A 24,425-nucleotide genomic window follows, 5' to 3' on the forward strand; every position below is an offset into this window, starting at 1 on the left:
TCTTCATGACGCACAAGGTCGCGTTCAGCTTTGCCGACGGCAAGACCCTGTTCTTCCCGGTCAAGGCCAATGAAATATTGCTCGACGCCGCCCTGCGCAACGGCATCAAGATCCCCCTGGACTGCCGCGAAGGGGTCTGCGGCACCTGCCAGGGCCGTTGCGAGTCGGGCCAGTACAGCCAGGACTATGTGGACGAGGAGGCCCTCTCGCCCCAGGACCTGGCGCAACGCAAGATGCTCACCTGCCAGACCCGGGTGCAGTCGGATGCGGCGTTCTACTTCGACTTCGATTCCAGCCTGTGCCACAGCGCCGATCCGCTGCAGCGCACAGGCTCGGTGATCGATGTGCGCCAAGTGTCGGACAGCACCGCCATCCTCCACCTGGACCTGGGCAGCAGCGAGGCACCGCTGGAGTTTCTCCCCGGCCAGTACGCGCGCCTGCGAATTCCTGGCACCGACAGCAGCCGGGCCTACTCCTTCGCCAACCGGCCGGGGGCGGACAACCAGTTGCAGTTCCTGATCCGCCTGCTACCCGACGGGGTGATGAGCAACTACATCCGCGAGCGTTGCCTGGTGGGCGACAGCATTGCGCTGGAGGCGCCGCTGGGGGCCTTTTACCTGCGCCAGATCAGCCGTCCGCTGGTGCTAGTGGCCGGCGGCACCGGACTGTCGGCGCTATTGGCGATGCTCGAACAGATCGTCGAGCAGGGCTGCCAGCAACCACTGCATCTGTACTACGGCGTGCGCCACAGTGCCGATCTGTGCGAACTGGAGCGTATCCAGGCACTGGGCGAGCGCTTGCCGGCGTTTCGCTTCACCCCGGTAATCAGCGACACCGACCCGGATTGGTCGGGCAAGCGCGGCTACATCACCGAGCACCTGGACAGCAGCGAACTGCGGGACAACGACACTGACCTGTACGTTTGCGGGCCGCCACCGATGGTCGATTCGATCCGGATCTGGCTGCAAGAACAGCAACTTAACCGCGTTCAGCTGTATTACGAGCGGTTTACCGAGAGTAATATCTGATTCCGTCAGCATTCAGCCGCGATCGGTCCTGTTCAGCCTGGGATCGGTCCTGATAACAACTAGAAGAGAGCGCAATTTAGTGGATCAGACCTTGAAGCAAGGTGAACTCAAGCGTGGCTTGAAGAACCGCCATATTCAGTTGATCGCCCTGGGCGGGGCGATCGGCACCGGACTCTTCCTCGGCTCGGCCGGGGTGCTCAAGTCCGCCGGACCTTCGATGATCCTCGGCTATGCGATTGCCGGTTTCATTGCCTTCCTGATCATGCGCCAGCTGGGGGAAATGATCGTCGAGGAGCCAGTGGCCGGTTCTTTCAGCCACTTCGCCCACAAGTACTGGGGCGGTTACTTCGGCTTTCTCGCGGGCTGGAACTACTGGGTGCTGTATGTCCTGGTGGGCATGGCCGAGCTCACCGCGGTGGGCAAGTACGTGCAGTTCTGGTGGCCGGAAATTCCCACCTGGGTCAGCGCCGCGGTGTTCTTCGTGCTGGTCAACCTGATCAACATGATGAACGTGAAGTTCTTCGGTGAAGCCGAGTTCTGGTTCGCCATCATCAAGGTGGTGGCCATCGTCGGCATGATCGTCCTCGGCTGCTACATGCTGTTCAGCGGCAGCGGCGGCAGCCAGGCGTCGGTGAGCAATCTCTGGTCCCACGGCGGTTTCTTCCCCAATGGCGGCACCGGCCTGCTGATGGCCATGGCCTTCATCATGTTCTCCTTCGGCGGCCTGGAACTGGTGGGCATCACCGCCGCCGAAGCCGCGGAACCGCGCAAAGTGATCCCCAAGGCCATCAATCAGGTGGTGTACCGGGTGCTGATCTTCTACGTCGGCGCCCTGGCGGTACTGCTGTCGCTGTATCCATGGGATGAACTGCTGGTGAGCCTCAACGCCGGCGGCGACGCCTACAGCAGCAGCCCTTTCGTGAAGATCTTCTCGCTGATCGGCAGTGATGCGGCGGCGCAGATCCTCAACTTCGTGGTCCTGACCGCGGCGCTGTCGGTGTACAACAGCGGCGTGTACTGCAACAGCCGCATGCTCTACGGCCTGGCCGAACAGGGCGATGCACCCAAGGCGCTGATGAAACTCAACAAGCAAGGCGTGCCGATTCTGGCCCTGGGCATTTCCGCGCTGATCACCCTGCTCTGCGTACTGGTCAACTACCTGGCGCCCCACGAAGCACTGGAGCTGCTGTTTGCCCTGGTGGTGGCGGCACTGATGATCAACTGGGCACTGATCAGCCTGACCCACCTGCGCTTTCGCAAGGCCATGGCCGAGCAAGGCGTGGTGCCGTCGTTCAAGGCCTTCTGGTCGCCACTGAGCAACTACCTGTGCCTGGCGTTCATGGTGATGATCGTCGGCGTGATGTGGATGATCCCGGGCATTCGCGCCTCGGTGTATGCGATTCCGGTGTGGGTCCTGGTGATCTGGGGCTTCTATCGCCTGAGTCATGCCCGCAAGGCCGGGCAGCCCGCCCTGCACTAAGGCTCAGGGTTGCAACACCCCCAAAGCCCGGCCTGATCAAGGTCGGGCTTTTTTGTCGACGGCTCAAAAGCGGTCTGCCAATTACGGCAAATGCGGCCTGAAACAACAGTCCGCCCCCTATCTAGAATCGACTCCCTCCCGGCACATGAGCCAGGGAGCCTGTTCCTCGATGGAGAGCGGCTTATGAACAGAACTGCAGCAAGCCTGCGCTGGACCGATGTTTTCTCGCCCACCGTGGCGGCGCTGATTTCAGTGCTGGTGAACTACGGCGGGACCTTTGTCCTGGTGTTCCAGGCTGCCGAACTGGCGCGGCTGTCACCGGCCCAGACGGCCTCCTGGGTCTGGGCGGTGTCGGTGGGCGTGGGCCTGACCGGGCTGTGGCTGAGCCTGCGTTACAAGGCACCGATCATCACCGCCTGGTCCACCCCCGGCGCGGCGTTCCTGGCCACCGTGATGCCGTTCACGCCCTATGCCGAGGTGATCGGTGCCTACCTGATCTCGGCCCTGGGCTTCATTGTTCTGGGCGGGTCCGGGGCCTTCGACAAACTGGTGCGGATGATCCCCAAGGGCATCGCCGCCGGCCTGCTGGCGGGCATCCTGTTGCAGTTCGGGATCAATGCTTTTGGCGGCGCCAGTGCCGATCCGCTGCTGGTGATCGTGCTGCTGGTGTCCTACGCCTTGCTGCGGCGTTTCACCTCGCGCTTTGCCGTGGTGGGCATCCTGGTCATCGGCCTGGGGCTGCTCATCGCTCAGCAGCGGATCGACTTTTCTGCCGTGCACTTGAGCCTGGCAGTACCGGTATTCACCGCGCCGCAGTTCTCCCTGCAAGCCTTGCTCGGAGTGGCGTTGCCGCTGTTCGTCATCACCCTCACCGGCCAGTACATGCCCGGGATGCTGGTGCTGCGCAATGACGGCTACAGCACCAGCGCCAACCCACTGCTCACGGTCACCGGCCTGGGTTCGCTGCTGATGGCACCGTTCGGCGCCCACGCCTTCAACGTGGCGGCGATCACCGCGGCGATCTGTACCGGCGAGGACGCGCACCCGGACCCGAAAAAGCGCTACATCGCCGGCATTGCCTGCGGGGTGTTCTACATCCTCGTGGGAACCTTCGGCGTGACCCTGGCGACCCTGTTCACGGTGCTGCCCAAGGCCTTTGTCACCACCCTGGCGGGCCTGGCGCTGTTGGGAGCCATCGGCGGCAGCCTGGCTAATGCCATGGCCGACGGAGCAACCCGGGAAACGGCGCTGATCACCTTCCTCGCCACCGCGGCCAACGTCACCCTGCTCGGGGTCGGCGGCGCCTTCTGGGGACTGGTGGCCGGCTTGACCGTGCACCTGCTGATCCATGGCCGGGTCAATCTGCTGGCCGCCCGTGCCGCCAAACCCTGAAGGCCAGCGTCTGACTAGGCCTTTCTCAGGGCCTGGGCCAGGCGCGCCATGGTCGCTTCGATCTCATGGCCACTCAACGAGGCGTAGCCCAACAACCAGCCTTGCTGCTTCTGCTCACCGGCATAGAGCCGGCTGAGCCCCGGCAACTGGATACCGGCCCTGGCGGCTCGTTGCTGGGTCAACGCTTCGCTCCAGCCGGGCTCCAGCAGGCAAGGAATCTGCAACCCGCCCGGTGGCGGCAAGGCCACGGCAATGCCCTGCAAATGCCGCCCGATGGCATCGAGCATGGCTTGCCGACGTCCGGCGTACAGCTTGCGCATGGCCCGCACATGGGCGTTGTAGTGCCCCTCTTCCATGAACCGCGCCAGGGTCAGCTGGAGGATCTGCGGCGTGTGCCCGTCGATGATGCTGCGGGCAGCACTGAAGGCGCTCACCAGCTCGCAGGGCAAGGCCATGTAACCCATGCGCAGGCCCGGGTAGAGGGTCTTGCTGAAGGTGCCGATGTAGAGGGTGCGCTGATACGGGTCCAGGCCCTGGACACAGGCGGTGGGTAAACCGTCGTAGTGGAACTCGCTGTCGTAATCGTCCTCGATGATCCATTTCTCCTGCTCGGCGGCCCAACGGGTCAGTTCCAGGCGACGCTCCAGGGACAAGGTGGCGCCCGTGGGGTACTGATGGGACGGCGTCACATAGACACAGCGGGCGCCACTGCGGTCGGCCCGCAGCAAGTCGGTACGAATGCCCTGGCTGTCGACATCAATGGGCACGATCCGCGCCTCGGCGGCCTCGAATGCCTTGCGTGCGCCGAAGTAGCCCGGGTTCTCCAGCAGGATCGGCTTGCCAGCGTCTACCAGCAGTTGCGCGCACAGAAACAGCGCCTGGCGGGTACTGCTCAGCACCAGGATCTGCTCGGGCTGCACCTTGGCTCCGCGTTCCAGGTTCAGGTAGGCGGCAATGGCCTTGCGCAGGGGGAGTGCGCCCTGGGGATCGCCATGCAGCAGTACATTGGCGCGGTAATCCTTCAACGCCTGGCGTTGCAGGCGTTCCCAGACGTCCAGCGGGAAGCTGCGGGTTTCCGGCAGTCCGGTAGCAAAGGCGGTGACGGCCTGCTGATCGCTGACGCCGCCCCTTTGCAACAGCAGCGCGCCGCGCCGGCTCAAGCCCGCCCCAGGCTCTGGGCTGTGCCCCGGCGGCCCCTGCAACTGCTGGCGGCGGCGGGCCGAGCCGCGCAACTGAGCACCGATGGTTTCACAGACATAACTCCCCGAGCCTTCGCGACGCTGGATAAAACCGTCGCGCTGCAACTGCACATAGGCGTTCTCCACGGTGTCCCGGGATACCGCCAGCGACTTGGCCAGGGCCCGACTGGCCGGCAGTTTCAACCCGGGGCCCAGGGCGCCGTCGAGGATCAGGCCACGCAAGGCCCGCTGAATGCGCTGGTGCAGGTCCAGGGGCGCGAACTCAGGGTCGCTGAGCCGCATCTTCAGGGTTTCAAGCTCGAAGGTTCGGGACATGTGGTCTGCCTGGTCAGATGAAAGTGGCGCATAAATGGCGGCCACTTTATCGGTACAACGACTCTCGTGTCAGCCGCTGCAACCTTCGCAACCGGCGAACGAAGAATGTGGCAATAGGCAAGCCCAACAAAAACGGCGCGTCCCCAGGTGAGGGCGCGCCGTTTTGGCTTAAGTGAACAGAACGATCAGAGCGAGGATCGAACCCGCCACAGTTCGGGGAACAGCACGGTGTCGAGCATCTTGCGCAGGTAGCCCACGCCTTCGGTGCCGCCGGTGCCGGGCTGGAAGCCGATGATGCGCTCCACGGTGGTTACATGACGGAAGCGCCACTGGCGGAAGGAATCCTCCAGGTCGATGAACTTTTCCGCCAACTGATACAGGTCCCAATAGGCTGAAGGGTTGGCGTAGACCTCGCGCCAGGCCGCTTCCACCGAAGGGTCATGCTGAGTCGTGGTGGTGCTGTTCAGCGCCAGGCGCGCCGGGTCGATGCTCAAGCCGCTGCGGGCCATCAGGGCAATCGCTTCGTCATACATGGACGGAGTGGCAATCGACGCTTCCAGGGATTGCAGCAGCTCGGGACGGTGGGCGTGGGGCCGCAGCAGCGCCGCGCTCTTGTTGCCGAGGATGAATTCGATTTCCCGATACTGGAACGACTGGAAACCCGAGGACTGGCCCAGGTACGGGCGGATCGACTTGTACTCGGACGGCGTCATGGTGGCCAGCACCGCCCAGGCATGCACCAGTTGGTCGAAGATCCGCGAGACCCGCGCCAGCATCTTGAACGCCGGGGGCAACTGGCCCTGGCGCACCTGCTCGCGGGCGGCCTTGAGCTCGTGCAGCATCAGCTTCATCCACAGCTCCGAGGTCTGGTGCTGGATGATGAAGAGCATCTCGTTGTGGTCCGGCGACAGCGGATGCTGGGCGCTGAGGATGCGCCCCAGGTCCAAGTAGTCGCCGTAGCTCATGGAATCGGAGAAATTCAGCTCGGCGTTATGCCATTCATCCGGTGGGTTGCTTGAAAAAGGACATTGGCTCATGGCGTGGGCTCCTCGCCTCAGGCAGCGGTTACCACCCGCAGGCTGTGCAACCCGGGGCGGGATGCACAACGGCGCGGACGGCCAGCTGTGTATTTATTGTAGGAATCAATCGGCCAGGGGACGTAGGATCGCCCGTACCGGACTGGCGTCCAGATGGGCGAAGCGCAGTGGCAGGGCAATCAGTTCGTAGTCGCCTTCGGCAACCTCATCCAGCACCACGCCCTCGAGGATCGCCATGCCATGGCGGGCCACGGTGTTGTGGGCATCCATGGTCTTGGATTGCTGGGGATCGAGGGACGGGGTATCGATGCCGATCAGGCGCACGCCGAGGCTGGCCAGCAGCTCGACAGTGGCTGGAGCAACGGCGGTAAAGTCCGGGTCCCAGGCACTCAGCGGAGCCTGTGGATAAGTGCGCAGCAACACTCGCGCAGGCAGGTTGTCCAGGCGCCCGAGCAAGGCTTCGGGCTGCACCAGGGCGCCACTGTCCAGGCAATGCAGGACCCGGCACGGGCCCATGTAGACATCCAGCGGCACTTCGCCGATGGGCAGGCCATCCGGCCGGTAATGCAGGGGCGCATCGACATGGGCGCCGGTGTGGGGCGACAGGGTCACCCGCCCGACATTCACCGGGCACTCGGGCCCGAACTGCCAGACGCGCTCCTCCTGGAACGGCGTGTCCCCCGGCCAGGTCGGGGTCGCGGTACTCAAAGGCGGGCTGATATCCCACCAGCGTGGTGTATTTTCCATTCGTGCGGCTCTCGGTCACTCCGGACTGAATGATACGAGCGATACCGGTAAAGATTCTTGCGAAATAACTCGGGCATCGTCAGATATTTCGCAAATCCTGCTAAAAAACCGCCCTTTGTCGAGGGAATGTTTCAACCGTCAGCCGCCCGTTATCCGCAACCGATAGCGGCCCTCGCATTGCGCTTCTGGATACCCCGAGGTCGAGAACAGACATCCCCCTGAACGTCGGGCGCTATAGGGTGCGTCTTCAGTTCTCTGCCCGCTAGGAGCACAGCATGTCGCAACCCATTACCGTTCTGCGCGATACCCATCCGCTGCCCGTCCTCGACGCCTGCAAATGGGAAAAACTCGAGGGCGATCCCCACACCGTCAACCTCAACGCCTACACCAGCGAGGACGGCAGCAAGATCATGGGCACCTGGATCTGCACCCCGGGCAAGTGGCGGGTGGCCTATGAGAAGTGGGAGTACTGCCATTTCCAGGAAGGGTACTGCGTGATCACCCCGGATGGCCGCGATCCCATCCACTTGCGTGCCGGCGATATCTTCGTAGTGGAACCCGGGATGAAAGGCACCTGGGAAGTGGTGGAAACCGTGCGTAAGTACTTCGTGTTTGCCTGAACCCCGCACACTCACCGGGAGCCCGCTCGACTCGGGCTCCCCTTCCGGCATTGCCACTCAACTCAACGCACCCCGCCAAATGTCTATATAATCACTGCCAAATGGCAAAGGCAGGAGTAGCACCCATGGTTGCGCTGACAGGCACCGGCATCCCCCCCAAGCGGCGGGGCAAACTGGTATTGAAAGAACAGTCTTCGGACATCCTCCTGGGTGGCCGGGCACGGTTTGACGACCGCATTTCGATCTATCGCCTGACCGAAGAAGGCATCCCCCTGACGGCGATCATCAAGTTCGTCTCCTCGGTGCCCATGCTCAAGGACGAACAGGTGCTGGCCAAGATCATCGGCCTCTCCGAACGCACCCTGCATCGGCGCCTGAAAACCCCGGACGAACCCCTGAACCCGGAGCAGAGTGCCCGCGCGGTACGTTTTGCCCAGGTGCTGGCCAAGGCCCAGGACGTCTTCGGCAGCAGTGAAGAGGCACAGGACTGGATGGCCAAGCCGGTGATGGGCCTCGACGGCCATAAACCGGTGGATCTGCTGACCAACCCCATCGGCTTCGAACTGGTGGACGAGTTCCTCACCCGCCTGGAATACGGGGTCTATCAGTGATCAGTATTCCGGGCAGCAGCGAGATTCATTTCTGGCGACTGGACGCCGCCCGGCACGCCGACAGCTGGGACAGTGGCATCGGTGCCGAGCTGTGCGGCGGTCGCTGGAACTCCAAAGGGGTCAAGGCCGTGTATGGCAGCGCCGACCCCGCCACGGCGATTCTCGAAGTGGCGGTGCACAAGGGCTTCGCCGCACTCGATAACGTGCCCCATGTCCTCACCGGCGCCCTGATCCAGGACCCGTCGGCGATCTATCGCGTGGATGAACGCAGTCTGCCCAATCCCAACTGGCTGACCCCGGGCATCCCCAGTGCCGGCCAGCAGAAATTCGCCGACCAGTTGCTGGCCGACCATCCATTCGTGCTGGTGCCCTCATCGGTGTCCCGGCACAGCTGGAACATCCTGATCAATCCGTTGCTGGCCAAAGGGCTGTATCAGGTGGTGATCCAGGAGCGCTTCGGCCTCGACACCCGTCTCAACCCTCCTGCGCACACCGCTGCCAATCGCCCGAACTGAACCCACAAAAAAGCGGGAACCTGCCCGACGCAGATTCCCGCAAATGCCCCTGTTGAAGGGGCTGTGTTCGAAGAGTTGATGCAAGCATCGAGGCGAGGGCGCTCGCCCCCGTCGGTTTACGATTGCGGCTTGCGGTAGCTGTTGACGATGGCCGAGAAGTCCTTGCCGCCTTCCCCACGCTGGCTCATGGCCTGATACAGCTGCTGGGCCACGGCACCCAGCACCACGGGCTGGTGAGCCTGACGGGCGGCCTCGGTGGCCAACCCCAGGTCCTTGAGCATCAGCTCGGCACCAAAGCCGCCGGTGTAGCCGCGGGATGCCGGAGCGGTTTCAATCACTCCCGGCCACGGGTTGTAGGTATCGGAACTCCAGCAACGGCCGGTGGAGCTGTTGATGATCCCCGCCAGTACTTGGGTGTCGATGCCCAGGGCATCCCCCAGGGCCATGGCTTCGCTGACGCCGATCATCGAGATCCCCAGCAGCAGGTTGTTACAGATCTTGGCGATCTGCCCGGTGCCCACTTCGCCGCAATGCACGATGTTGCGCCCCATCTGCGCCAGTACTGGTTGCAGGGTGGAGAACAGCTCGGCACTGGCGCCGACCATGAAGGTCAGGGTCCCGGCCTGTGCCCCACCGGTGCCGCCGGACACCGGCGCATCAGCCATGGCCACGCCGTGCTTGGCAGCTGCGGCGGCCACTTCGCGAGCGGTTTGCGGGTCGATGGTGCTGCAATCCACCGCCGGGACACCGCGGCCAATCCCCGCCAACACCCCGTCTTCACCCAGCCACACACTGCGCACATGGGCTGCAGCCGGGAGCATGGTGATCACCAGTTCGGCACCTTCGGCAGCCGCCTTGGGCGAGGCAGCGACGTGCCCGCCCAGTTGCGCCAACTCCGCCAACACGCTCTGGTTGAGGTCGAACAGGTTCAGCTGATGCCCGGCCTTGATCAGGTTGCGGGCCATGGGCGCGCCCATGTTGCCCAGGCCGATAAATGCAATGTTCATGTCAGGCTCCTCAACGCAGGCTGATGGTGGTATTCACACCGTCGTTGACGCTGTCATCGTCGAACCAGCGGCTGGTGACGGTCTTGGTCTGAGTGTAGAACTGCACCACTTGCTTGCCGTAGGGGCCCAGGTCACCGAGCTTGGAGCCACGGGAGCCCGTGAAGCTGAAGAACGGCACCGGCACCGGAATCGGGATGTTGATACCCACCTGGCCGACGTCGATTTCGCTCTGGAACTTGCGCGCCGCCGCGCCGCTCTGGGTGAACAGGCCGGTGCCGTTGCCGAAGGGGTTGGCGTTGACCAGGGCGATAGCCTGATCCAGGGTGTCCACCTCCAGCACCACCAGCACCGGGCCGAAGATTTCCTGGGTGTAGATCTGCATAGAGGGGGTCACCCCGGAGAACAGGGTCGGGCCGATGAAGTTGCCTTGCTCGTAACCCGGGACCTGGATGCCGCGGCCATCGAGCTCCAGCTTGGCGCCTTCTTTCACGCCGCTTTCGATCAGCTCCAGAATCCGCGCCTTGGCGCGCTTGGAGACCACCGGCCCCACATCGGTGCCGGGCTCGCTGCCGGCGTTGACCTTGAGTTTCTGCGCCAGGGCCTTGAGGTCCGGCAGCCATTGTTTCGCGGCGCCCACCAGCACCACCACCGAGGTGGCCATGCACCGCTGACCGGCAGCGCCGAAGCCGGCGCCCACCAGGGCATTGAGGGTCTGTTCGCGGTTGGCGTCGGGCAGCACCACGGCGTGGTTCTTGGCGCCCATCATCGATTGCACGCGCTTGCCGTGCTTGCCCGCCAGGTCATAGACATGGGTGCCGACCGCGGTCGAACCGACGAAGGACACGGCCTTGATGTCCTTATGGGTGCACAGCGCATCCACCACTTCCTTGCCGCCGTGCACCACGTTGAGCACACCGGCCGGCACCCCGGCTTCCACTGCCAGCTCCACCAGCAACATGGTGGACAGCGGGTCCTGCTCGGAAGGCTTGAGGACGAAGGTGTTGCCGCAGGCAATGGCCATCGGGAACATCCACAGCGGAATCATCGCCGGGAAGTTGAAGGGGGTGATCCCGGCGCACACGCCGATCGGCTGGCGCAGGGTGTAGGTGTCCACGCCGCCGGCGACGTTCTCGGCGAACTCGCCCATCTGCAGGGTGCCGATGGAGCAGGCATGCTCCACCACTTCCAGGCCGCGGAAGATGTCGCCCTCGGCGTCGGCGATGGTCTTGCCCTGCTCGGCGCTGAGGACCACGGCGATGCGTTTGGAATGCTCGCGAATCAGGGCCTGGAGCTTGAGCATGATGCGCATCCGCGCGCCGATCGGGGTCAGTTTCCAGGTCTGGAAGGCACGCTGGGCCGCGGCGATCGCGGCGTCGACTTCAGCGGTAGTGGCAAAGGGCACCTTGGCCAGCACTTCCTGGGTCGCCGGGTTGACGATGTCGTGCCATTCCTGGCTCTGGGACTGGACCCATTCACCATCGATCAGCAGTTTGACCTGTTGCAGGGTAGTGCCGTCGGGCTTGAGGGATGCGTTCATGGGGTCTCCTGACTTCTTGAGTTCTTATGCAGGGAACCAAGGCGGGCAAGCGCCTTGAAAGAGGGGCTGTCGCGAGTTGGTGTCGGACGGTTTTTGGAGTATAGATGTGCAAATACCTAATAAGAACGCACATAAAAACCGGTCCATCATGCAAAAAAACATCACCTCGCTAAGCACCCTGAACTGGGACGACCTGAAGTTTTTCCTCGAAGTGGCGCGCACCCGCAAGGCCAGCAGCGCGGCCAAACGCCTGGCGGTGGACTACACCACGGTGTCGCGGCGCATCGGTTCGCTGGAAACTGCCCTGGGCACCCTGCTGTTTGAAAAGTCTCGCACCAACGGCTTTGTTCTGACCGCCGAGGGCCAGCGCCTGCTGGGTTATGCGGAGTCCATCGAAAGCACCCTGCATATGGCGTGCGAGCAGGTCTCGGGCTCAGGCGTGGCGTTGTCCGGGCATGTGCGCATGGGCTGTACCGAAGGCTTCGGCAGCTTCTTCATCACCCCGCAGCTGAGCCATTTCCTCGATGCCTACCCGGCGATCTCGGTGGACATCCTGCCGCTGCCGCACTTCATCAGCCTGTCCAAGCGCGAGGCGGACATCGTCATTGCCCTGGAACGCCCGGAGCACGGGCCCTACGTGTGCTGCAAGCTGTGCGACTACCGCCTGCAGCTGTACGCCACCCAGGAATACCTCGACCGCCACCCGCCGATCCGCCGCCCCGGCGACCTGAGCGAGCATCAATTCATCAGCTATGTGGATGACCTGGCCTTCAGTTCCGAGCTGCTGTACCTGGCCAATGTAGTGCCCGGGGCCAGCGCCAACCTGCGCAGCACCAGCGTCATTGCCCAGTACGTGGCGGCGCAGCAGGGCCGCTCCCTGGCGATCCTGCCGTGCTTCCTGGCCGCCCAGGACCCGCGCCTGCTGCCGGTGCTACCCAAGGAGATCAACCTGACCCGGCAATTCTGGATGTACTGCCGGGAGGATCTGCGCAAGCTCAAGCGGATCACCCTGTTGTGGGATTACATCCGCGAGGTGACCGAGCAGAATCGGCCGCTGCTGATGGGGGACAGTCGCAGCATGCTGTTCGCCGCCCCCTGATCCTTAGCGGCCGCAACGACAACCGCAACGATGTGGGTCGCCGATCAGTCGGCGATCACCACGATCGACACCCGACGGTTCTCGGTGCGTCCGGCCACGGTGCTGTTGGAGGCCACTGGCTCACTGCTGCCAAGACCGCGCAACTGGATGTTTTCTTCACGCATGCCGACCTGGGTCAGCACCTTGACCACGCTCTTGGCCCGGCGCACGGACAGCTGCACGTTGTAGGCTTCCTTGCCCGAAGCGTCGGTGTGGCCATCGACCCGGACCTTCTGGATATCGACGCTGAGCAGCGCCTTGCCGATGCGCTGGACGATCTCGGTGCTGGCCTGGTTCAAGGTTTCCACATCACTGCCAAACAGCACCTTGCCCGACAGGCCGAAGGCCCAGCCTTCATCCGTCAGTTCGAAGCCCTCCTGTTTCAGTACCGCGATCTGTTTCGGGGTCAGACCTTTGGGCGGCACACTCTGGCAGCCCGCCAGGGCCAGCAGGGCCATGAATACCAGGGTGCTGAACAGTCGAACCGAACGTTGCGTCATTGAGAACAAGGGAATTAGCTCCTGTTTTGTACCTGAACGATAGGGAGCTCCGCCCCCACTGTGTGTTGCCCGCCTCGCGAACCGCGCTTGGCTTGGTACATGGCTTCATCGGCAGCGTTCAACAGGCTGCCGGGAGTCACGCCATGATCCGGGTACACGGCAATGCCGATGCTCAGCGACGTCATGATCGACAAGTTGCCAGGCAATTGAATCGGCACGTCCATGCTGTGGATGATTTTGTCAGCGATGCGTTGGGCATCTTCAAGCCGGTGCAGCGGGCTGAGCAGCACGGCGAATTCGTCGCCGCCCAGACGGGCCACCAGATCGTCTTCGCGTAGCTGCGCACGAATTCGCGTGGCCACCGCCACCAGCACCGCATCGCCGGCAGCGTGACCGAAGTTGTCGTTGATTTCCTTGAACCGGTCGCTGTCGAGAAACAGCACCGCCATACGCTCGTTGAGCTTGTTGGCACTGCGCAGAGCACGAATCAGCCGGCCCTCGAAAAACGCTCGGTTGGGCAGGCCAGTCAGACTGTCGTGACTGGCCTGGTGAGCCAGGGTTTCATTCTCGCTTTGCAGGTGGGTCTGCCAGGCTTCCAGTTCATCGAGCAGGGCATTGAAGTCGTTGCCGAGGTTGTCCAGTTCGGCGATTTCCGCAGGCGGCACCCGCTGATCGAAGGCCCGCTCGCGCCGGGCCGCGTGAGCCACTTCCGCCAGACTGCGCAAGGGCCCGGTGATCCCTCGCAGTTGCCGGCGTGCCAGGTACAGCGACATCCAGGCACTCAAGGCGGTGCACAACACGATGCCCACCAGACCACTGAGCAGAAAGCGCAGCAGGCTGCCGCCATGGCCGGTGACATTGACGCTGCCCACCTCCCGGTTCTGATGAAGGATCGGCAAGCTGATGGGCTTTTCCAGGATCGCACTGGCAACGTGCATTTCCAGATTGGTCAGCAGACCGCTTTGCGGACGTTGCCAACTGGCCAGCAGACGGCCCTGGCTGTCATAGACCTTGGCATCGGCCACCTCTTCGGTTGAGGCAATCAGGGCCAGCGCCTCGGTGGCCACCACACTGTCGTTGAACACCACGGCAGCTTCCACGGTGTAGCTGATGGACCGGGCAATCAGGTGCAGGTTGTGATCGGCATAAACCCGCAGTGCCAGGACTCCGAGGAAGGTCAGGGACAGGCTGGCCATGGAGATCGCCAGCAGGGCGACGATCAGGTGGCCGCGACCTATGACCGACCGCAGGGTGGGGCGGGCGTTGGGCTTGAACCAACTCATGGGGCCGCCGGGCGACGACGCGACAGTTGCAGCACGCTGGGATGAATCTTCACCCCGCTGCGGGCCACTGAATCCAGGTTGACCTCGAACGACACCTGGTTGTCGCTGACCCGCAGGCAGAACAGGCTGCCCACGGTGCACTGATCGCCACCCTCGCTGATGCTCAGCACGGGTTGGCCGGTCAGCGAATTGAACAGGCGGGTGCGTTCATCATTGCTCAGTTTGCCGACATAGATCGAGTCGCACTCACTGACGATTGCCGGGCTGCTGGCCAACAGGCGGCGCACCAGCACCGGACGGCCGGTAGCCTGGGTGGTGCCCTTGAGCAGATCGTCGGTGTATTCGGTCGGGCCCACCACGCACAGGCGCAGTTCTGCAGGTTCCACCGGCCAGCGAGCGTAGCTGAGGATGCCCAGCACTACTTGCGTCACCGCCTTGGCCCGCTGTTCAGCCAGGCTGGTGGAGGCTGACGATTCTGGCTGCGCAATGGCAAACAGACTGAACAGGCAAAGAATGGTCGACAGTACACACTGCCTCCACCCCAAAATGCGCTCTGTCCTGAAGACAGCCACGTCCATGCAGGGATTCTCTTTGAATTTCACGGAAATGATGCCGCAACGATAGCACAGCCCGGGAAAATGCAGCGAGCCCAGCGCCCCGAAACGGTGCTGGGTACTGGAGCGGGACATAGGCCTCAGTCCAGCTCCAGCATCAACCCGCTAAGACGCTTGACCTTACGCCGCACCGCCTCTTCAAACACCCCGGCCCGAGGCTCGATCAGGCTGAACCAATCCTTGGCCCGGGTGATACCTGTATAGATCAGTTCCTTGGTCAGCACCGGGTTCAGGGCATCGGGCAGAATCAGCGCAGTATGAGCGAACTCCGAGCCCTGGGACTTGTGCACGGTCATGGCGTAGACAGTTTCCACGTCATTGAGTCGACTCGGCAGCACCAGGCGTACCCCGCCCTGGCCATCGTTGCGCGGGAAGGCCACCCGCAGCACCTGACGCCCGGCTTGCGGCCCCTCATGTTCCGGCAGCTTGAGGGCGATGCCGATATCGCCATTCATCAGGCCCAGGCCATAGTCGTTACGGGTCATCAGCACCGGACGACCTTCGTACCATTGCTGGTCGCTGTCGATCAGGCGAGCCTTGAACAACGCCTGAGTGACCCGCAGGTTCAGTCCTTCGACGCCCCACGGCCCCTTGCGCACCGCACAGAGCAACTGGAAGCGGTCGAAGGCCTGGAGGACGTTGCGCGCCCAATCGGTCCAGCGGCGGTCTTCCAGGACGGTGTCCGCGGGCGGACGCTGGCTGCGCAGCACATTCAGGTAATGCCGATAGCCTTGTGGCCCCTCGCCGTGGCCCTCCAGCAATAGCCGCTCAAGGGCCCGGTCCTGCTCGCCCTTGAGGCTCAGGCCGTACAAGTCCGCATGGCTGCGAGCCGCCAGCAGGCGCCGCGCCTCCTCGGCCTGCTGTTGATTGACCCAGCGCGCCAGCTGGCCAATGCCACTGCCTTCGCCAAAGCGCCGGGAGTGGCGCAGCATCACCACCTGCTGCGCCAGGGGATGCTGATGCCCGGTGTCTTCCTGCAAGCCACTGGCGCCAAGGTTCTCCGCGCTGACCGCTTCCAGCCAGGCGCGAGTCTGCGGGTTGTACCAGCCGGCCTCGGCATCACGACACAGGTCACCGAGCACCGCACCCGCCTCCACCGAGGCCAGTTGATCCTTGTCTCCCAGCAACACCAGGCGTGCATGAATGGGCAAGGCGTCCAGCAGATTGGCCATCATTTCCAGGTCGATCATCGAGGCTTCGTCCACCACCAGTACATCCAGGGGCAGGCGGTTGCCGGCGTGGTGGCGGAAATGCCGGGTGCCCGGGCGATTGCCCAGCAAGCGGTGCACCGTGGTCACTTCGCTGGGGATCTTTTCCCGTACCTCGTCGGCGACTGCCAGGGACCGCACTTGCAGGCTGATGGACTCGGTGAGGCGGGCCGCGGCCTTGCCAGTGGGCGCCGCCAGACGAATGCGCAAGGGTTTGCGCGCCTCCACCGCCGGAGCCTGGAGCAATGCCAGCAGACGCACCACGGTGGTGGTTTTGCCAGTGCCGGGGCCACCGGTGATGATGCTGAAGGCGCCTCGGGTAGCCAGCGCGCAGGCGAGTTTCTGCCAATCGATGGGCCCTGCAGCCTTGGCCGGGCCAAATAGCCCGTCCAGGCGTTGGGCCAGATTCTCCGGAGTCGCCTCCGTCGACGCCAGGCGCTGGCGCAGGGCGTTGTCGATCCGCCGTTCATAGGCCCAGTAACGCCGCAGGTACAGGCGTTTTCCGGACAGCACCAACGGCCGCTGCTGGGATGCCTCGCCGTGATCCGCCGACAGGGCCACCAGCCGGCTGCCGGCCAGGACCTTGCACCAGTGAGCCCCCTCCAGATTCGCCAACACCTGGGAAGGCAGCACCGTGGCACCGCCTTGCGAATCCCCTTCCGGCGGCAGCGACAGAGCGAAATCCGGCTCCTTGAGGGTTTCGAACAGGTCCAGGCAGACGTGCCCATGACCCAACTGGTGACTGGTCAGAGCCGCGGCCATGAGCACCAACGGATCGCAGCCGGGGTCCAGCTCATGGAGGAAGCCGACGAAGGCCTTGTCCAGGGCCCGCAGCCAGCCGCGTTCGACCCAACGCTCAAGCAACAACAGCAGGTCTTCGGCGCGAGACAGGGGCGCCAGGTCAAACTGGGGCGCTGGCGGCTCGGCCAACTCGGCAAACAGATCCTGGGTCATAACAGCACTCCCTGTTCCCAGGCGGGCTCGGTCTTGGGCGGCTCGGACTGGCCCTGGAACATGCGGTCGAGGCGTTCGATCAACTGCCGTGGCGGCCGGGCAAAGTACGCGCCCTGGCTCGCGGAGCGGCTGCCGCGCAAAAACAGATACAAGGCGCCGCCGATGTGCCGATCGTAATCGTAGTCCGCCAGCCTGGCCTTCAACTGCCGGTGCAGCGCCAGCAGGTAGAGCACGTATTGCAGGTCGTAGCGGTTGTCGAGAATCGATTGTTCCATGGCCTGCTCGGTGTAGGCCGCGTCGTCCACGCCCAGCCAATTGGATTTGTAGTCGGCCACGTAAAAGCGGCCCTGATGTTCGAATGTCAGATCGATGAAGCCCTTGAACATGCCATTGAGCAGCACCGGCTCGGCGGTGACTCGAGGCGCGCCCTGGTGAGTCTGCTGGCGCACCAGCTCGTCGAGTTTGAGCACGTCGACCTTGTGGCTGGCAAACCAGAACTCCATTTCGACCCGGTACTGGGTCAGTCGCCCCAGCACCACTGGCGGTTGCCCGTCCCCCACCGGCAGGGATGCCTGCAACAAGTGCTGCAACCAATCGCTGAGGGTCGGAATCCAGCCTTGCCAGCCGCGCCGATTGCAACGGCGGGCGATGGCATCCTCGATCACCTCAGGGGCGGCGGCAAAACCCTCCTCCCCGGCCCATTCCAGCAGACCGTGGAGGAAGGTGCCGGGATTCGGGCCCCGGGGAAAACGGTGAATATCGCCACCACTGGCGGCGACTTCCCGAGGGGCCTCGGGGTCCAGCCGCTCATCGTCGAAGAGCTTCTGTGCCTGGGGATTTTCCGGCGCTTCGGTGTTGCCTGCGCCCAAGGTATCGCTGATGCGCAAGGCACTGTAGGAGGCGATCCACCAGTTCTCCGCCGCGCGTCGAATCGGCTGCAGCGGGGCCAGCAGGCTGGCGTCATTGCGCGGCGGGTAGAAGCACTGGTCATCGGCCGCAGGCAGCTCGCTGACACCGATGGCCTCACAGCCTTGCTGCAAGTCCAGGAGCCAGCGCAGCAATCCCTTGGACTCGCCCAACAGAGCACCGCCGCCAAGCAGGTAGCCCAGGGCCGACAAGTGCAGCACCGAGCTGCTGTGGTTGCCGCGCTTGAGGTCGGCCACTCCCAGCCAGCAGGCATGCTGGGCCCGGGTCAGGGCCACGTAGAGCAGACGCAGATCCTCCGCCAGGCGCTCCTCGTCGGCCTGGGCGATCAGCTCCGGCGTCGGTCGCAAACTGACCTGGGCCTTGCCGGCTGCATCGTGGTAATGCAGCGGCAGACGACTGCCATCCACCGGTTTGGTGGAGCAGATGAAGGGCAGGAACACCAAGGGGTATTCCAGGCCCTTGGACTTGTGGATGGTCACCACCTTGACCAGTTGCTCGTCGCTTTCCAGGCGTAGGATCTGCTCTTCACCGGCCTGCCCGGACAGCGCCAGATGCTCGGCCAGATGGCGAATCAGCGCCTGTTCACCGTCCAGTTCCGCAGCGTTCTGCTGCAACAATTCAGACAGGTGCAGAAGGTTGGTCAGCACCCGCTCGCCGTCGCTGCGGGCCATCAGCGCCTGGGGCAGCTGGAAGTCATGGAGCAAGCGTCGGAGCATCGGCAGCACGCCCTGGCTGCGCCAGATCGTCCGGTATCCGCGAAACTGCATGACTCGGGCTTCCCAGGCCAGTTCATCCTGGTTCAGCCGCTCCAGTTCCACCAGGGACAGGTTCAGGGTCAGGGAGGCCAGGGCGGCCCGCAGCGGGCGCTCCACATCCGGCTCGGCACAGGCCTTGAGCCACACCAGCAGGTCCCGGGCTTCCTGGGCGGCGAACACCGAGTCCTTGTCCGAGAGATACACGCTGCGCACCCCGCGGGCGGCTAGTTCGCCGCGCACCGCCTGGGCCTCCTTGCCGTCGCGGACCAGGATGGCGATATCCGCCGGCAACAACCCCTTGAGTTCCTGCTGATCGCGGGCAAAACCACTACGGCCCTGCTGACCGCCATTGAGCAGATCGACAATGGCGCTGGCACAGGCCGCGGCCTGCTGCTGGCGATACTGGGCCCCGGACAGCGGCTGCTCCGAGGGCAGTTGCCAGAAGTTCAGCGCCGGTACCGCTTGGCCATCCACCTGCAGGCGTTCCTTGCGGCCCTGAGCCGCTACCGCCAGGAAGGGCACCGGGTTCTCGCCATCCTCTTCGCGAAACAGGAAGGCCCCCTGCCCTTGCTGCCGCTGTTCGGCTTGCAGGAACACATGGTTGACCGCGCTGACCATGGCCTGGCTGGAACGGAAGTTGGTGCCCAGGGTATGTAAGCGTCCCGTGGTGGCCTGGCGGGCTCGCAGGTAGGTGTAGATGTCGGCGCCACGGAAGGCATAGATCGCTTGCTTGGGGTCGCCGATCAGGAACAGCCCGGTCTCGGGGTCGTTGGCCTCGATACGGTAGATGCTTTCGAAGATCCGGTACTGCACCGGATCGGTGTCCTGGAACTCGTCGATCAGGGCCACCGGGAACTGCTCGCGAATCAGAGTCGCCAGACGCTCGCCACCGTCGCTTTGCAGGGCGTTGTCCAGACGCAGCAACATATCGTCAAAGCCCATTTCGGCGCGGCGACGCTTCTCTTCTTCAAAACGCGCACCGACCCACTGCGCAGCATGCTGCAAGACTGCGGCGTCGGGGCTGGGCAAGGCGTCAAGGCTGGCCTTGAGTCCCGCCATGGCATCGAGCCCCGGGTGCTGCGGAGCTTCACCTTTCCAGGCTTCGCTCATCCCGTCTGGAGTCAGGCGGGTGAAGCCGGTGCCAATATCCAACTGCTCGACGGATTCGTCCTCGGCCCAGGCAATGATCTTTTCAAACCAGGGCTCGAAGAAGCGGGCCTGCATCTTGCGGCCGTCGACGCTCTTGCTGGCAACGCCTTGCAGGCAGATATCCCGCAACTCCACCGCCCATTGCCGCCAGGGTGCCTTGAGTTGTACCAGGGCTTCCCGGCGTTCCTGCAGGCAGGCTTCGATCAATTCGCTGGGGGTCTGTTCCGACGGCTCACGACGCTCGCTGCCGAACATCGCGCGTACCCGAGGCAGCAATTGGGCCGGACCGACCCAGTTGGAGCGCACCCAGTTCAGCGCATCGCCCTGCATCGGATAGCAGAACAACCGCCAGTAATCGCGCAACACCTGACCCAGCAGATCGCTGTGGTCGGTTTCCAGGGTCTGGGTAAACAGACTGCCACTGTCGAAAGCGTGCTCGCGGAGCATGCGTTGGCACCAGCTGTGAATGGTCGAGACTGCGGCCTCATCCATCCACTGCGCGGCGATGTCCAGGCGGTTGGCGCAGGCGGCCCATTGTTCGGCGGGATATTGCTCGCGCAGCTCGACGATCAGGCTGTCGGGGGCGCTGGTCTCATCACGGAAGAAGCGTGCAGCCTCCGCCAGACGGGTGCGGATGCGTTCGCGCAATTCCTTGGTGGCGGCATCGGTGAACGTCACCACCAGGATCTGCGGCGGCAGCAATTGGCGACCAAAGCCTGCGGAGTCGCCGCCGTGGCCCAGCACCAGACGCAGGTAGAGCGCGGAGATGGTGAAGGTCTTGCCGGTACCGGCACTGGCCTCGATCAGTTGGCTGCCCCGTAGCGGGAAAGCCAGGGCCAGGGGGGCTTGTTGAGTCATGAGCCGGCCTCCTCGCCGAGGGCCGAACGCCAGGGAGCGTCCAGCAGGGGCCGATAGAGTGTCTCGGCCCAGCCGCTGAAGGTTTCATCGGCAATCAGGGCGTTGTAGTCGGCGAATTGCCGAGCCAGTGCCGGGCTTTCCCGACGCTCGCCTTCACTGTTCTGGCCATCGCCATCGTAGGTCTTGCGGGCCGCGGCGGCGGCTTTGTCCGGGTCGGTCTGCCCCAGCCAGGCGAAGGCGGTCTTGACGGCCACCGGCAGTGGCTGGCGCATGCCCGATTGCCAGGCCTGCAGCAGGTTGCCGAGGATCGCCCGAGCCTGATCCTGTTCCAAAGGCGGTAGCAACAGGCTGTCATCGCTGGCCACCAACGCGGTGGTCAGGGAGTAGCCGCTGGCGCAGGCCAGCAGGTGGTTGATCCAGGGCTTGATCAGGCGGTGCCATTTGCGGGTTTTGATCGAACCTATGCCGTTGGGAATGGTGGTCACGGCCAATAGCCCGCCATCCGCCCGTTGATGCAGGTGGCTCAACCAGCCTTCCAGGCGCACGCCCTGCAATTCCAGGCTGACAGGCAATGCGCTGGTGACCGGCGTTGGCCATAGATCCAGCAGTTGCCGGTAGCGCTGCAGCAAGTCCGGCAGGGGCTCCATGAGTTCGCGCTGCAGGCATTCACCGAAACCGGCCATGGGCAACAGACCGCTGGCCTGCAGCCTTTGCGCCTGGGCCTGCAAGGCCTGATCCGGGTGCGCGGCATCGCTCAATGCAGCCTCCAGCAAGCTGTCGCTGAGGCTGTAGCGTTGCAGGGCGTCGAGGACAAAAGGCTCCTCGTCAGCCAAGGGAGCTTCCATGGCCTCGAAAAACACCTTGAGCCGTTGGCTGAAGAAGTGCCGTACCGGGTTGCGCAGAAAATCCTGCAACTGGGCCAGGCTCAAGGGTTCATCCTGTACGTAAGGCTCGAGGCGTTCGGTGGCGGCGGTTTCTGCCGGGGCCTGATGCAGTACCTGCCACTCCCGGGCGTAGCTGAACAGGACATCATTGTCATGAAAGTAGCGGGCACTGAAGGGCTGCAGCGGGTGCTCCTGGGTCAGGGCATCGAGCAGGGATTGCTGCGCGTCCGCCAGTCGCCAGCCGCCGGCCAGATGATCGCGCAACTGGCCGATCAGCACAGAGGCAGGCCGTTCGCTATTGTCGCGGATGCTGCGGCCAACCCAACTGACATAGAGTTGGTCCCGGGCCGAGAGCAAAGCTTCGAGCAGCAGGTAGCGGTCGTCTTCGCGTCGTGAACGGTCCCCGGGGCGGTAGTCGCTGCCCATCAGGTCGAAGTCCAGGGGCGGTTGCGCCCGGGGGTAGTCACCGTCATTCATGCCCAGCAGGCACACCAGCTTGAAGGGGATTGCACGCATCGGCATCAGGGTGCAGAAGTTCACGGCGCCGGCAAGGAAGCGCTGGGACAAGCGGCCCTGATCAAGGCCCGCCAGCCAGGCTTCCCGCACCACGGTCAGGGGCAACTCATCTTGCAGACCGACGGAGTCGCAGGTTTCCAGCCAGTTTTCCCGAAGGTCCTCGAGCTGGCCCAGGAGGTAGTCGTCATGTTCGGTGCTGGCCAGGAAGAACTGCTCCAGCAAGTGCTGCAGACGCTCGCCCCATTGGGCCGGCACAGCTGGCTGGGTGAGCTGCTGGTAGGCAATCTGCAGGGCATCCAGCAGTGCGACCAGGGGGCCGATCAGCGCTGCATCCAGGCCGCCGATTTCGTCATAAGGCTCAATGCCGTCGCAGGCATCGGAACGACCGACCGCGTATCCCAGGAGCATTCGTCGCAGGCCGAAACGCCAGCTGTTTTGCTCAAGCTCCTGGGGCAGCCCCAGTTCGGCACGTTGCTCGGCGTTCATGCCCCAACGGATGCCGGCACCTTCGATCCAGCGGTGCAAGGTGGGCAGGTCGGCTTCATCGACACCAAAACGCGCACGCAATGCTGGGACGTCCAGCAGGTCGAGAATCTCACTGACAGGGAAACGACTATCCGGGAGTTTGAGCAGGTGTTCGACGGCGATCAGCAACGGGTCACGACCGCGCTGGCCCTGGTCGGTGAGGGTAAAGGGGATGAAACGCCGGTCATCACGCTCCAACTGGCCGAATACCGCACGGATATGCGGGGCGTAGCTGTCGATATCGGGGACCATGACGATGACGTCGCGAGGTCGCAGGTCGGGCTCGGCGCTGAAGCGCGCCAGGAGCTGGTCGTGGAGGATTTCCACTTCGCGCTGGGCACTGTGGGCAACGTGAAAACGGATTGACTGGTCCTGCTGGAGATCGACTTCGGGCCACAGTTCGCGGGTCTCGTTGAGGGGACGCAGTTCGAGGATATCGTCCTGCAGTTGCTGGAGCATGGTGCGTGGCTGGCTGTCGCTGAACAGGTCGATGCGGCCATCGCGGAAAGCCGTGCGATAACTGTTCGGGTCGTCGTAACTGTCTAGCAGGTTGATGTAATCAAGTCCCTGCTTGCCCCAGGCGGCCAGCAGCGGATGGGCGTGCTGGTGCAGGGTTTGCGGGTCCAGGGCCAGTGGCATACCGGCTTTGCGCGCCTGGCGCTTGTACTGATGGCGCAGCAAATCTTTGTCAGCAACGATGTCCGCCCAGTGATGGCGACAGGGGTTGTGCACACAGAGCAGCACCTGACTGAAACGGGCCAATCCGGCCAAAGCCTCCAGGGCCTGGGCCGGCAAGGAAGAAATACCGAAAACGATCACCCGTGACGGTAGGCCAATGGGAGCTTGGTCCAGGTTATGGATCCGCTCGATAAAGCGTTGGTGGACTCCGGCTCGGCTCTGGGCCATGCCTTCGGTACCCACATCCAGAAGCAGTGCTCGCCACAGTTCGGCTTGCCAGCAGTTGGCCGGGGTCAGGGCTTTGGCTTCGCCACGAACGTTACGCAGTGAATGCCGTCCAGCGGCCCAGTCCTCAAGCCAATCGGCCCGATAGACTTGGTATTGGTCGAACAGGTCGGCAAGGCGCTCTGCCAGTTGGTAGCGTTTGCGCAAATCGCTGTCGTGGGTCAGGAAGCGCTGCAGGGGTTCGAAGTGGGGCTCATCGATCAGTTCTGGCAGCAGGCGCATCAGACGCCAGGTCAGCGGGGCTTTGTCCAAAAGGGATTTAGGTGGGATTTCGTCCCGGCCCAATACCAGGCGATAAAGTTGCCACATGAAGCTGCCGGGCAACTGCACATCGATGGCGGCGGCAATGCCACAGCCGCCGGAGTCATCCTCTTCAGGATCTTCAGCCAGGGCCAACTTCAACCATTGGGCGATGCCATTGCTCTGCACCAGGGCGATTTCATTTTCCAGAGGGGCCAGCGGGTAACGCCGCATCCAGCTGACCACCAGGCTGCGCAACTCGTCCAGGCGGTTACCGTGAACCACCATGAAACCAGGGTTGAGGGACGAAGCGTCCGGCATAAAGGCTTCCTTGGAGAATGCAAAAAGCTAGGCCGGAACCTTAGCACTGTCACGGGGTGGTGGCAGCCGGACCGAGCAAACAGCGGAAGAGAAACTGCTGCA

General features: G+C 63.6%; 18 protein-coding genes. 7 read left to right on the forward strand and 11 right to left on the reverse strand.

Translation table 11 applies throughout. From position 1 onward, the window contains the following. Positions 1-5 precede the first annotated feature (5 nt). From antC to FW796_RS04895, 3 genes are all read left to right on the forward strand, one after another. Positions 6-1,028: an anthranilate 1,2-dioxygenase electron transfer component AntC gene (gene antC, locus FW796_RS04885; protein WP_446439085.1), complete on the forward strand. Its 1,023-nt coding sequence runs from the start codon at positions 6-8 to the stop codon at positions 1,026-1,028. A 79-nt stretch (positions 1,029-1,107) separates the two neighbouring features. After that, entirely contained in the window at positions 1,108-2,508 is a 1,401-nt protein-coding gene (locus tag FW796_RS04890; protein ID WP_233323814.1) for an amino acid permease, read from the forward strand. A 183-nt stretch (positions 2,509-2,691) separates the two neighbouring features. Then, positions 2,692-3,900, forward strand: a complete 1,209-nt coding sequence (locus FW796_RS04895; RefSeq protein ID WP_446439086.1) for a benzoate/H(+) symporter BenE family transporter — start codon at positions 2,692-2,694, stop codon at positions 3,898-3,900. 14 nt (positions 3,901-3,914) lie between these two features. On the opposite strand, the gene pdxR is transcribed toward FW796_RS04895, so the two are convergent. The 3 genes from pdxR to kynB form a co-directional block, all read right to left on the reverse strand. Then, on the reverse strand, positions 3,915-5,414 hold the full coding sequence (gene pdxR / locus FW796_RS04900; protein ID WP_446439087.1) for a MocR-like pyridoxine biosynthesis transcription factor PdxR: 1,500 nt from the start codon (positions 5,412-5,414) through the stop codon (positions 3,915-3,917). A 185-nt stretch (positions 5,415-5,599) separates the two neighbouring features. After that, on the reverse strand, positions 5,600-6,451 hold the full coding sequence (gene kynA / locus FW796_RS04905; RefSeq protein ID WP_123723289.1) for a tryptophan 2,3-dioxygenase: 852 nt from the start codon (positions 6,449-6,451) through the stop codon (positions 5,600-5,602). A gap of 105 nt (positions 6,452-6,556) precedes the next feature. Next, positions 6,557-7,198 carry an arylformamidase gene (kynB, locus tag FW796_RS04910; RefSeq protein WP_346633721.1) on the reverse strand — a complete coding sequence of 214 codons (642 nt, stop codon included), beginning with the start codon at positions 7,196-7,198 and terminating at the stop codon, positions 6,557-6,559. Between the two features lie 275 nt (positions 7,199-7,473). On the opposite strand from kynB, the gene FW796_RS04915 reads away from it, so the two are divergent. The 3 genes from FW796_RS04915 (at position 7,474) to FW796_RS04925 (ending at position 8,944) form a co-directional block, all read left to right on the forward strand. Next, on the forward strand, positions 7,474-7,818 hold the full coding sequence (locus FW796_RS04915) for a cupin domain-containing protein (protein ID WP_102861021.1): 345 nt from the start codon (positions 7,474-7,476) through the stop codon (positions 7,816-7,818). Between the two features lie 125 nt (positions 7,819-7,943). Further along, positions 7,944-8,429, forward strand: coding sequence for a type II RES/Xre toxin-antitoxin system antitoxin (gene parS, locus FW796_RS04920; protein WP_346633722.1), 486 nt, complete (start codon positions 7,944-7,946; stop codon positions 8,427-8,429). Continuing rightward, positions 8,426-8,944, forward strand: a complete 519-nt coding sequence (locus tag FW796_RS04925; protein ID WP_346633723.1) for an RES family NAD+ phosphorylase — start codon at positions 8,426-8,428, stop codon at positions 8,942-8,944. Before parS ends, FW796_RS04925 begins: the two co-directional genes overlap by 4 nt. 116 nt (positions 8,945-9,060) lie before the next feature. On the opposite strand, the gene mmsB is transcribed toward FW796_RS04925, so the two are convergent. Continuing rightward, positions 9,061-9,951 carry a 3-hydroxyisobutyrate dehydrogenase gene (gene mmsB / locus FW796_RS04930; protein WP_446439088.1) on the reverse strand — a complete coding sequence of 297 codons (891 nt, stop codon included), beginning with the start codon at positions 9,949-9,951 and terminating at the stop codon, positions 9,061-9,063. 10 nt (positions 9,952-9,961) lie between these two features. After that, entirely contained in the window at positions 9,962-11,488 is a 1,527-nt protein-coding gene (locus FW796_RS04935) for a CoA-acylating methylmalonate-semialdehyde dehydrogenase (RefSeq protein ID WP_346633725.1), read from the reverse strand. Positions 11,489-11,636: 148 nt separating this feature from the next. On the opposite strand from FW796_RS04935, the gene FW796_RS04940 reads away from it, so the two are divergent. After that, on the forward strand, positions 11,637-12,587 hold the full coding sequence (locus tag FW796_RS04940; protein WP_337154236.1) for a LysR family transcriptional regulator: 951 nt from the start codon (positions 11,637-11,639) through the stop codon (positions 12,585-12,587). A gap of 44 nt (positions 12,588-12,631) precedes the next feature. Here the strand turns inward: FW796_RS04940 and FW796_RS04945 are convergent, their stop codons facing one another. From FW796_RS04945 to recC, 6 genes are all read right to left on the reverse strand, one after another. Further along, on the reverse strand, positions 12,632-13,126 hold the full coding sequence (locus FW796_RS04945; RefSeq protein WP_015634043.1) for an OmpA family protein: 495 nt from the start codon (positions 13,124-13,126) through the stop codon (positions 12,632-12,634). Between the two features lie 14 nt (positions 13,127-13,140). After that, entirely contained in the window at positions 13,141-14,409 is a 1,269-nt protein-coding gene (locus tag FW796_RS04950) for a diguanylate cyclase domain-containing protein (RefSeq protein WP_346633727.1), read from the reverse strand. Further along, complete coding sequence (locus FW796_RS04955; protein ID WP_404939907.1) at positions 14,406-14,987, reverse strand: YfiR family protein; 582 nt, start codon at positions 14,985-14,987, stop codon at positions 14,406-14,408. Before FW796_RS04955 ends, FW796_RS04950 begins: the two co-directional genes overlap by 4 nt. A gap of 116 nt (positions 14,988-15,103) precedes the next feature. Then, positions 15,104-17,185: an exodeoxyribonuclease V subunit alpha gene (recD, locus tag FW796_RS04960; RefSeq protein ID WP_404938186.1), complete on the reverse strand. Its 2,082-nt coding sequence runs from the start codon at positions 17,183-17,185 to the stop codon at positions 15,104-15,106. Continuing rightward, positions 17,182-20,874 carry an exodeoxyribonuclease V subunit beta gene (recB, locus tag FW796_RS04965; protein WP_446439089.1) on the reverse strand — a complete coding sequence of 1,231 codons (3,693 nt, stop codon included), beginning with the start codon at positions 20,872-20,874 and terminating at the stop codon, positions 17,182-17,184. The genes recD and recB overlap by 4 nt, the downstream gene beginning before the upstream one ends. Further along, on the reverse strand, positions 20,871-24,323 hold the full coding sequence (gene recC, locus FW796_RS04970; RefSeq protein ID WP_446439090.1) for an exodeoxyribonuclease V subunit gamma: 3,453 nt from the start codon (positions 24,321-24,323) through the stop codon (positions 20,871-20,873). The genes recB and recC overlap by 4 nt, the downstream gene beginning before the upstream one ends. Positions 24,324-24,425 lie beyond the last annotated feature (102 nt).

The sequence above is a fragment of the Pseudomonas sp. 910_21 genome (assembly GCF_052850735.1).